Here is a 10,581-nt window from a genome sequence, read left to right on the forward strand (position 1 = left end):
GGCGCATCGGCAAACTGCTCGACCGCTTCCCTCCCGACGAATGTGCCAACTACATCAGGGGTGCCGGATATGCCTCAATCTAAATCAGAACGACTCTAAACCGAGCGTTTCGCGGCAGGTTTCTTCACCCGGATCGACAAATGGCGGCGTGGAGCGCAGTAGCTCGGCTGGTAATCGCTGCCCTGGCCTTTGTTGACCGGCTGATGGCCGGATAAAGACCGGAGCTTCAGATAACATCCACCTGCGTGAAACCCATGCGCACGCCCAAATCGCACAAAATCTGCGCTTCGACCGGGCACAGCCCGCCTTCGCATTGCTCCATCGGCTGAAAGCTTGCTTTCACGGCGCTGCGCAGAAAACGACGCCAGCCTTCCATATCCTTAATGATCCCACCGAGCAGCTGTTCTGCAGCATCAAGGTCGCCGATCAGCAACCGCGTCGAGGAAAAGGGCTGGGTGGCGACGCGCACGATCGTTTGGCCAGTGCCGACATTGCGGACGATCATCCGGTTGGTGAAGAGTTGGATCTCAAACTGTGCAGCCATGGCGCGTTATCATGCCCCGGCACGCCCTAGCCCGTCAAACTCCGCGATGCCTGTTCGAACATGTCGCGCGAAACGCCGGGCACCGCCAGGATCCGTTCAAGCTCTGCGCGCATCAGCGCCGCGCGTTCGGGATTGAACCGCTTCCACCGGCCAAGCGGGGGGACCAGCTTGGCTGCCGTTTGCGGGTTCAGCTTGTCGAGCGCAATCAGCTGATCCGCAACGAAGCGATAGCCGCGCCCATCAGCGGCATGGAACGCCCGCTGATTGACGCTGAACGCCCCGACCAGCGCGCGCGCGCGATTGGGATTGGCCAGCGTGAAATCGCGATGATGCGCCAGATCGAACACGATTGTCGGTGTATCCTCGCGGCTCGCCAGCGCCTGGGTCGAAAACCATTTGTCGAGCACCAACGGATTATCCGAATAGCGATTATAAAAGATATCGAGCGCGGCGACCCGGGTGTTTGACTGGCCATTGACCAGCGTGGTCAACGCGCCCTGGCGATCGGTCATGTTATCGGCCGCCTCAAACTGCGCAAAGGCGATGGAGTCGGCATCACCTGCGCCGCTGGCAGCGATATAGCCAAGCGACACCGATTTCAGGCGCCGATGCCCCTTGGCAACCGGCGAATATTCAAACGGACCCAGCGCCGCCGCTTGCGCATAAGCGGCGCGCCATTTGGTCTCCAGCGTCCGCCCGATTTCCCTGCGCAGCGCATCACGGGCCCGGAAAATTGCCTCTGGATCGACCACTGCCAGTTGATCACCAATGAAGCTGTCAGCCGGCAACAGCACCGCTTCAGCGACAAAAGCAGGGTCGAGGGCCGGATCATCAAGCGTTTCCGCAATCGCGGCGATAACGGCGGCATGATCGCCGCGGCCATGGGTAACGCTGGCGACAATCGTGTCGAGCATCAGCTGCTGCATCGCCTCATAGCGCGCAAAGGGATCGTCATCACAGGCTGATAGCCGTGCCAGATCGGCGGGCGAGCGATTGGTTTCGACAATGACAGGCGCCGAAAATTGCCGGTTGATCGACAATAGCGGCGGTTCGGTAACCTTGTCGAACATGATATCCGCGCTCGGGCTATCCAGCAGGACCAGCTGTTCGTCGCCCATTGGCCGGCCGGTATCGCTGCCGAACAGCTTGAGCCTGAGCGGCAGCACCATTGCGGGTTTGCTCGATTGATCGGGTGTGGGCGGCACCATCTGGCTAAGTTTCAACAGCGCTGTGCCCGCCGCTGCATCATGCCTGAGTGTGGCTGTCACGCGCGGCGTGCCGGCCTGGCTGTACCAGTGGCGGAATTGCGCAAAATCAACCGCGCCGCCTTCCTCCATGCACGCGACGAAATCTTCGCAAGTCGCAGCGGTCCCATCAAAGCGATCGAAATACAGGTCAGTGCCCGCGCGGAAACGTTCTGCCCCCAGCATCGTCGCCATCATCCGGATGACTTCGGCGCCCTTGTTATAGATGGTCGCGGTGTAGAAATTTGAGATTTCGATATAGCTTTCGGGCCGAACAGGATGCGCGAGGGGCCCGGCATCCTCCGGAAACTGCGCTGCCCGAAGCGCGCGGACATCTTCAATCCGCTTGACCGCAGCCGACCCCTGATCCGCCGAAAAGCTCTGGTCGCGAAAGACCGTGAACCCTTCCTTCAGCGACAGCTGGAACCAATCGCGGCAGGTAACGCGGTTGCCCGACCAATTGTGGAAATATTCATGCGCCACCACCGCTGACACGCCATCGAAATCATAGTCCGTCGCGGTATCAGGATCGGCCAGAATATAGCGTGAATTAAAGATGTTGAGACCCTTATTCTCCATCGCGCCAAAGTTGAAATCGTCAACTGCAACGATGTTGAAGACGTCAAGATCATATTCACGACCATAGACATCCTCGTCCCATTTCATCGCCGTCTGCAGCGCGGCAAGTGCATGGCCAGTCTTGGCAAGATCGCTGGCGCGCACCCAGATGCCAAGCGCGACCTGCCGGCCGCTGCGCGTGGTGAAGCTGGCACGATTGGCGACAAGATCGCCTGCGACCATCGCAAACAAATAGCTCGGCTTGGGGAAGGGATCACGCCATTCTGCCCAATGCCGTCCGTCGGGCAGATCGCCGCTGTCGATCGGATCGCCATTGGCGAGCAACACGGGATAGCGTTCCTTGTCCGCCGTCATCCGCACAAAATAGCGGCTGAGCACATCGGGCCGATCAGGGAAGAAGGTGATCCGGCGAAATCCTTCGGCCTCGCACTGGGTACAGAGAAGGCCGCCGCTGGCATAAAGCCCCATCAACTGCGTGTTGCGTTCGGGCGCAATCGTGACGTCGGTTTCGATCAGATGCGCATCGCCAGCAAGCGGGATGATCAGTGCGCCATCGTCAATCGACCAGTCGCTGCGCGCCACACCATCAACGGTTACCGACACCGGCGACTGGCCGCCACCATCGAGCCGGATCGCGCTGGCATCAGCCTCATTGCGCACCACCTGGAGCCGGGCGCGAACTCGGGTTGCGGCAGGATCGAGATCAAAATCCAGATCGATCTGCGGCACCAGCCAATCGGGCGCGCGATAGGCATCACGGCGCGTGACATGGGGCTGAGCGAGCGCGGCATTTACATCAAGCATAACCGCCAGATAGGCTTGGTCGGGCGGGTGTGCCACTGAAATCGCACACTCTGGCCTTGCCCACACGACCATGATCGCATGATCATGATAGCGTGGGAACGCCGACCATCAGCAAAAGGGAATGATCATGAGCCGAATGTTGATCTTCGGCCTGGGCTATAGCGCCGGACGGATCGCCGAACGCCTGCGCGCGCGTAGCTGGACGGTGACGGGCACCAGCCGAGACGGGCGAGCGGGAACGATCGCGTTTGACGACACTGCCGCGATTCGCGCGGCGATCGACAGCGCCAGCCATGTGCTGGTGTCGATTCCCCCTGCCGACGACCAGGATCCGGTGCTCGCTTGTTATGGCGCGGTGCTGGATGGCGCGCGGGACACGCAATGGGTCGGCTATCTGTCCTCCACCGGTGTGTATGGCGATGCGGGCGGGGCCTGGATCGACGAGTCGAGCCCGACCGGCACGGGCCGCCGTAGCGCGCGGGCCCAAGCCGATTCGGCCTGGCTTGCCCGCGGGGCCCGTGTCTTTCGCCTGCCCGGCATCTATGGCCCGGGTCGTTCGGCCATTGACCGGGTGGTCGCGGGCCGTGCCCACCGGATCGACCTGCCCGGTCAGGTGTTCAGCCGCGTCCATGTCGACGATATTGTCGGCGGCGTGGAGGCGGGATTGGCCGGGCCGCCAGGGGCGTATAACCTGGCGGATGACCACCCGTGCAGCCAGAATGACGTGATCGATTTTGCCTGCCGTCTGGCCGGGCTGCCGCGCTTGCCGCTGCTGTCGATCGACGCCGCCGGTCTGTCGCCCATGGCGCGTGGATTTTATGCCGAGAACCGTCGGGTCGCCAATGGCAAGGCCAAGCGCGTGCTTGGCTGGAAACCGGCCTTTCCCGATTATCGCGCCGGTCTGCTCGCCCTGAGCGCGATCACCAGCCCGCCCATCGCCAGCGCCGCTCCGGCCGCCGCCAGCGGCGACCAGCGATAGCCTTCGAACAGCGTCGACAATAGCATCGCGATCACGGGGACGATGACGCTGCTATAGGCGGCCTTGGCCGTACCGATGATCCGCAAAACGCCGAAATAGAGCGTGAAGGCGATGGCCGACGCCACCACACCCAGATAAACTAGCCCCAGCAAATACCCCGCCCGTAGTTCGATCACTGGTGGGCCAGTAAGCGTCCAGGCAACCGCCGCGTCAATGACCGCACCGATCAACATCGCGACCGCGAGCGTCGAGATCATCGGATATCGTTTAGCGGTTTGGGTACCTTGCAGGATGTTGGCGACCGAAGCCGCCAGCACCCCGGCCATGGTGATTGCCACGCCGATCAGCGCTTCGCCTGGGCCATTGGGGTCAACCTGCGCCTCATGCGCAAACAACAACGCCACGCCCGCCATGGCCACGCCTGATCCGATCAGCAATTGCCGCCCGAGCTGTTGGCCAAGGAATATCCGCCCCAGGACTGCATTGGGCACCAGCAGCAGCGCGAACACCACCGCAACCAGGCCAGAGGTGATGTGTTCCTCCGCCCGGTAGACAAGATTGAAGTTGAGGCAGAATTGCAGCACCGCGACGGCAGTCGCAAAAGCCCATCCGCGCGCATCGAGCATGACCCGCTCGCGCCGAAAAGCCGCATAGGCGAACATCGCCGCGCCACCGATCAAGAACCGATAGCTGACTGACCAGCTTGGCGGGACGATGCCGATCTGGTCGCGAATCACGATCCAGGTCGATCCCCAGATCAGGGTGACGATCGCAAACGGCACCAAGATGGCAAGCCGGGTCGATTGGGGGGCGGCAGCCTCGGTCAAAGGCGGGCAATGGCATCAGCAAGCGGGCGAATATCGGCCGGCTGATGGTTCCACGATGTCACAAGCCGCGCTTCGCCCGGACCCCAATCATAAAAATCAAAACCCAGCGCGCGCAGCCCGGCTGCCTCTGCCGGAGTCACGCGCAAGAAAACTTCATTGGCTTCAACAGGGTGGAGCAGCCGATCGCCCGCCGCCGCCGCCAGCAAGGCCGCCGCCGCATTGGCTGCGCGGGCATTGGCCAGCCACAGATCATCCTCCAGCATCGCCAATATCTGCGCTGCCAAATACCGGCCCTTGGACAGCAGCATTCCCGCCCGCTTGCGACGCTCCGCCGTGCCATCGGCGAGATCGGAATCGAAAAACACCAGCAATTCCGCTGTCATGCCGCCATTTTTGATAAAGCCAAAGCTGAGCGCGTCGACACCCGCGCGCCAAGTGAGATCCGCGGGCGTACAGCCAAGCGTTGCCACCGCATTGGCAAAGCGGGCGCCATCCATATGCAACCGCAGACCGCGCGTGCGCGCCAGATTGCCGATCGCGGCAACGTCCTGGGGCGTGTAGACAAGCCCATATTCAGTCGCGTTGGTGATCGAAATGGCGCGCGGTTGGACACGGTGAACATCGGGCGAAATCGACTCGATCAAGGCGCCGATGCTGGCGGGTGTGAGCTTGGCGCCCTCTCCATCGGCGAGCAGTAATTTGGCGCCATGGGTGAAGAATTCGGGGGCGCCACATTCGTCATTCTGGATATGCGCGTCACGGTGGCAGATGATACCGCCATAGGGGGGGCACATTGCCGCCAACGCCAGGCAATTGGCCGCCGTGCCCGATGGCAACCAGAAGGCGCGCACCGGCGTTTCGAACAGCGCAGAAACGCGCGCATCGATCGCCTTGCTCCAGCCATCGCCATCATAAGCGGTGTCGAGAACATTGGCATCGCTGAGCGCGGCGAGCACAGCCGGGCAGGCCGGGGCAGCATTGTCTGAGAAGAAACGCATAGCGTCGCCATGACGGCAGCCGGACGCATACGTCAACCGTTACCGCGGACTAAAGTTCTTCATCGCGAACCGGCGGTCGATCGCGCGTGGCCGGCGCTGGCGGATCAGGGCGATCGCGTGGCGGTTTTCGATCGATGGCGATGCTGCCATCCCGGCCGAATTTCAGGTTGAGGCCAAAACCGCTGACGCTGCCCTCGATCCCCAGGCTATTCCCCGCTGGCAGCCCATCAATAATCACATCGCCAATATTGCCGAAGTCGCCGTCATCCGTTTCATCGACATCAATCTGAACCGGCGGGCGCGCCACGGGCGACAGCCGCAACGCGCCCTGCATGAAATCGCGCCAGATCCGCGCCGGGATGCCGCCACCCGAAAGTCCGGGATTGGGCGAGTTATCGTCATTGCCGACCCAGACGCCCACCACCAGATCTTCGGCAAACCCCAGAAACAGCGCATCGCGATTATCCTGGCTGGTGCCCGTCTTGCCATAGCTGTCGATCGACAATGCTGCCTGCCGCCCGGTACCGGTGCTGATTGAGGCGCGGAGCAGATCGAGCATTTCCCCGTGCACCCGATCGCCAAAACGATTGGACCGATCACCCAGCGCCTCGATCCAGCTTTTCTCGGTTGGCGCGTTCAGCCCGTGCGGGCGTACCGGATAACCATTGGCGGCGAACGCACCGTAAGCGGCGGTCAGTTCTAGCAACGAGCTGCTCGCCGATCCCAGCGCGATCGTCGCCTCATTGGGCAGCTCTGTTGAAATGCCCAGATCGCGCGCCGCCTTGATCACCGCGCGGACGCCAACCTTTTGCGTGAGCCGGGCGGCCGCAACATTACTCGACCGGGCAAAGGCCTGCCGCAGGGTGATCATGCCCTTATACCGACCATCGCTATTTTTGGGGCTCCACTCACCGATCGTCACGGGCGAATCATCGACGAGTGAATCGGGCGTCATCCCGCTGCGCAGCGCCGCCAGATAGACAAACAGCTTGAACGCTGATCCCGGCTGGCGGCGCGCTTGCGTCGCGCGGTTGAAGGGGCTGTCGGCATAGGATTTGCCGCCAACCATCGCCACCACCCGCCCATCGGGCCGGAGTGCCACAATCGCGACCTGCGCCTTGTTCAGCCCGGCGCGGCGCACGACACGCTCGGCAGCCTTTTGTAATCGCGTGTCCAGCGTGGTGGTGACGCGCGCCTCGGTGCTGATCGCGCCAGCCTGATCGCGCGCGGCGGGCAGCACCCAATCCGCGAAATAGGTGCCATCGGGCAGGCTTTTCACCTTTTCCGGACGGAGCCGAACCGGGCCGATATCCGCCGCATCGGCCTTTTCCAGAAAACCGCCGCGCACCATCGCCGCGATCACCACCGCCTGGCGCGCGCGCGCACCAGCCAGATTGCCGGTTGGTGCCAGCCGCGATGGCGCCTTAACCAGCCCGGCGAGCATTGCCGCCTGGCCAATCGTCAGCTTTTCAGGCGTGGTGCTGAAATAATGCTTCGCTGCCGCCGACAACCCATAGGCATTGTCGCCAAAATAGACGTTGGACAGATAGCGCGACAGAATCTCGTCCTTGGTCAGCCACGCCTCCAGCCAGAGCGCGATCATCGCCTCACGAATCTTGCGGCCCGCCGTGCGGTCCGAATCAAGAAAGGCATTTTTGGCGAGCTGTTGCGTGATCGTGCTGCCGCCTTCGCGCAGTCCCCCGGCGGCCATGTTATGGAACATCGCGCGGGTAATGCCCCAGGGATCAACCCCCCAATGCGACCGAAACCGGCGATCCTCGATCGCGAGAAACGCATTGATCACATGCGGCGGCAGGCTGACGGCATCGACGGGCTTGCCAATCGTCGCCCCGCGCCGCGCAATCGGCGTGCCATCAGCGGCGAGCAGGGTGACGCTGGGCGGCGCGGGTGGCTCCAGCGACTTGGAGAGTGGCGCCGTCAGCGCGAGCCAGCCGACCGCAACGACAAACACCACCACAGCTGCGGCCACCGCGCGGATCGTCCAGCGCCAGCGACCGGGACGGTACGCCACCGGCAGGTTGGTCGAATATCCTTGGCGCGCTGCGTTGGTGGGGCGATCGTCATCGGCCTCGTCCCAATCCTGCCAATCCTGATCCTCCCAATCCCCATCGCCGAGGTCATCATCGATCGGTTTGCGATCTGCGGTGTGACGATCTCGATAGCCGCTCGGCGGTGGCATCCCATCAGTCAGCTCGAACGGCTCTGCCCGATCAGACGGCCAGCGGCCAGGCGGGGGACGATCAACGGGTCCTGAAGACATGATCTCGATCCAGATAGCCAAGCGCGGGACGGTCAACTGTATTATCGCAATGATACAGTCCCGACAAGCGCCGATCCCCAGCACCGCCCCGGGCAAGGATTGCCCCCCCATGGGGAGCCAGAGGGGAAGCTGGACTGGACGGGCGCGCGTCGCTCATGCACATCGCCTAGCAGGTCAACTCGGCTCACGAAACTATAGGCGAATTGGGAGGGGAGAAGCGTGCGCGTCACCATCAAGGATGTCTCCCGAGAGGCGGGCGTCTCGATCAAGACCGTTTCGCGCGTGCTCAATAACGAGAAATATGTCGGCGAAGAGACGCGCGCGAAAGTCGCGGAGGTGGTCGCGCGGCTGAACTTTCGGCCCAATGTCGCGGCGCGATCCCTGGCCGGGCGGCGCTCCTTCCAGATCGCGCTGATTTGTGACAACCCGTCACCTTATTATGTCTATGAAATGCAATCGGGCATCCGCGATCGCTGCGAGCAGGACGGTGTCCGGATGATCGCGCAACCTTATGCGCGCGGGTCCGAACGGCTGATCGATGAGATTGAAAGCCTGGTCGAGGCGACACAGATCGACGGGCTGATCCTGACTCCACCGGTCAGCGACCATCCCAAAGTGCTTGAGCTCTTGGCGCGTCGCGGCGTGCGCTTCGTGCGGGTTTCGCCGGGCACCCAGGTCGAGCTATCGCCATCGACCTTTATCGACAATCGCGCGGCAGCGGCGACGATGACGGCGCATCTGCTGGGGCTCGGCCACAAGCGGATTGGCTTCATCGCGGGGGACCCCGGCTTTGCCACCAGCGCACAGCGGACCGAGGGCTATCTCGACAGCCTCCGCAGTGCCGGGATCGCGATCGATCCAGCGCTGATCCGCAGCGGCAGCTATAATTTCGCGTCGGGCGCGCGCGAGGCCGAGGCACTGCTAACCGGGCCCGAGCCGCCGACCGCGATCTTCGCTGCGAGCGATGACATGGCCGCAGGGGTGCTGACCGTCGCCCACCGGATGGGGCTGCGCGTGCCGGGCGATCTGTCGGTCGCGGGTTTCGATGATACGGCCCTGGCCAGCTTTGTCTGGCCGCCGCTGACGACAATCCGCCAGCCGACCCGCGAAATGGCGCACGCGGCGGCGGATTTGTTGCTGAGCGAAACTGATGGCGAGCCAGAGCGGCGTGAGATTGCGCATACGCTGGTGGTCAGGGAGTCGACGGGGGCGGTTGGGCGGTAAGGGGGCGAGCGATTTCCATTTTCAGGAGAAGATCTGCAACAGTCACCGTCGGTGAAACCAAAAGTTTTCGAGGTAATAAAACTACATGACAGATCCGCTACAATGTCACAGATTGCGCTCAGCTTTGCAGCCGTTATATTCCGTCAACGCTTAGCCGGGAACCAGCCATGAAATCTCTAAATGAACTGACCTTTGGTTTCACCGATGCTGAAAACTACAGACGGCGCGAAAACAAGAATCTTTTTTCGCAGATATTTCTTCGCACCGAAGCTCTAGATGGCTTAACAGACCCCAGCACCTTCTTCTTGGTCGGAGAGAAAGGAACTGGTAAGACTGCGTATGCAGTTTATCTTTCGAATACACCAAGCTGGGATAAATTTTACGCCCATCGCTTTATACGCGAGACTGATTACACAAAATTTATTTCACTCAAAAATACACAGTCACTCGGCCTATCGGAATATGTCGATATTTGGAAAGTTATTATTTATTTGATGATGGCAGGCTCTATCATCGAACACGAAAATATCGACAATCTAATTGTAACCAAAAACTCATTTAATGGGTTAAAAAAGTAATTGATGAATATTATGAAGGGGCATTTTCGCCCGAAATTATATCTGGTCTGCAGTTAGTAGAAAATTCCGATCAAATCATCAAACTGTTAATCAAACATTCAGGGTTGTCTGTAGGAGTTGAGGATAACAAAAAATCTACGTCATCAAAATCTCTTCATAGATTCCAGACTGATCTTTTGAAAATACAAAAAAGTTTTGAAATTGCTTTTTCGTCAATTAACTTAGTAGCAAATCACACACTGTTTATAGATGGCATCGACATACGTCCCGAAAATATCCCGTTCCCGGAATATTTGGATTGCGTTAAAGGCCTCGCAAATGCGCTCTGGAGTTTAAATAATGATTTCTTCCCATCCATAAGAGACTCAAAGGGACGGATGAAAGTAGTTGCCTTGCTTCGGCCCGATATATTCAACTCTCTTGGGCTCCAGAATCGAAATACTAAGTTAAAAGACAACTCGGTTGTTTTAGATTGGCGAACTAGATATTCAAATCATAGAAAATCTGATCTTTTTAAGTTGGC

Annotated in this window: 9 protein-coding genes; 4 read left to right on the forward strand and 5 right to left on the reverse strand. The window is 60.4% G+C overall.

Annotated elements, in window-relative coordinates; translation table 11 throughout:
- Positions 1-226: 226 nt before the first annotated feature.
- Entirely contained in the window at positions 227-544 is a 318-nt protein-coding gene (locus B7Y43_RS19260) for a hypothetical protein (RefSeq protein ID WP_374133300.1), read from the reverse strand.
- A gap of 26 nt (positions 545-570) precedes the next feature.
- Positions 571-3,171, reverse strand: coding sequence for a M1 family metallopeptidase (gene pepN / locus B7Y43_RS19265; protein ID WP_374133308.1), 2,601 nt, complete (start codon positions 3,169-3,171; stop codon positions 571-573).
- A gap of 127 nt (positions 3,172-3,298) precedes the next feature.
- Here pepN and B7Y43_RS19270 point away from each other — a divergent pair, with 127 nt between their 5' ends.
- The gene (locus B7Y43_RS19270) at positions 3,299-4,150 is read left to right on the forward strand and encodes an NAD(P)-dependent oxidoreductase (RefSeq protein ID WP_374133301.1); all 852 of its coding nucleotides are present in this window, start codon (positions 3,299-3,301) and stop codon (positions 4,148-4,150) included.
- Here the strand turns inward: B7Y43_RS19270 and B7Y43_RS19275 are convergent.
- From B7Y43_RS19275 to B7Y43_RS19285, 3 genes are read right to left on the reverse strand one after another with little or no spacing between them, the layout of a single operon-like run.
- Positions 4,060-4,977, reverse strand: a complete 918-nt coding sequence (locus B7Y43_RS19275) for a DMT family transporter (RefSeq protein ID WP_374133302.1) — start codon at positions 4,975-4,977, stop codon at positions 4,060-4,062. The two genes, B7Y43_RS19270 and B7Y43_RS19275, sit on opposite strands and share 91 nt — an antisense overlap.
- Entirely contained in the window at positions 4,974-5,975 is a 1,002-nt protein-coding gene (locus B7Y43_RS19280; protein WP_374133303.1) for a low specificity L-threonine aldolase, read from the reverse strand. The genes B7Y43_RS19275 and B7Y43_RS19280 overlap by 4 nt, the downstream gene beginning before the upstream one ends.
- Before the next feature lie 49 nt (positions 5,976-6,024).
- The gene (locus B7Y43_RS19285) at positions 6,025-8,256 is read right to left on the reverse strand and encodes a transglycosylase domain-containing protein (RefSeq protein WP_374133304.1); all 2,232 of its coding nucleotides are present in this window, start codon (positions 8,254-8,256) and stop codon (positions 6,025-6,027) included.
- A 219-nt stretch (positions 8,257-8,475) separates the two neighbouring features.
- Between B7Y43_RS19285 and B7Y43_RS19290 the strand changes: the two genes are divergently transcribed.
- The 3 genes from B7Y43_RS19290 to B7Y43_RS19300 all read left to right on the forward strand — a co-directional run.
- On the forward strand, positions 8,476-9,480 hold the full coding sequence (locus B7Y43_RS19290) for a LacI family DNA-binding transcriptional regulator (protein WP_374133305.1): 1,005 nt from the start codon (positions 8,476-8,478) through the stop codon (positions 9,478-9,480).
- Between the two features lie 167 nt (positions 9,481-9,647).
- A complete protein-coding gene (locus B7Y43_RS19295) occupies positions 9,648-10,058 on the forward strand; it encodes a hypothetical protein (RefSeq protein ID WP_374133306.1) in 411 nt (136 codons plus the stop codon).
- Positions 10,059-10,162: 104 nt separating this feature from the next.
- Positions 10,163-10,581 (forward strand): hypothetical protein (locus tag B7Y43_RS19300; RefSeq protein ID WP_374133307.1); only part of this gene is annotated, 419 nt, incomplete at its 3' end.

The organism is Sphingomonas sp. 28-62-20 (assembly GCF_002281505.1).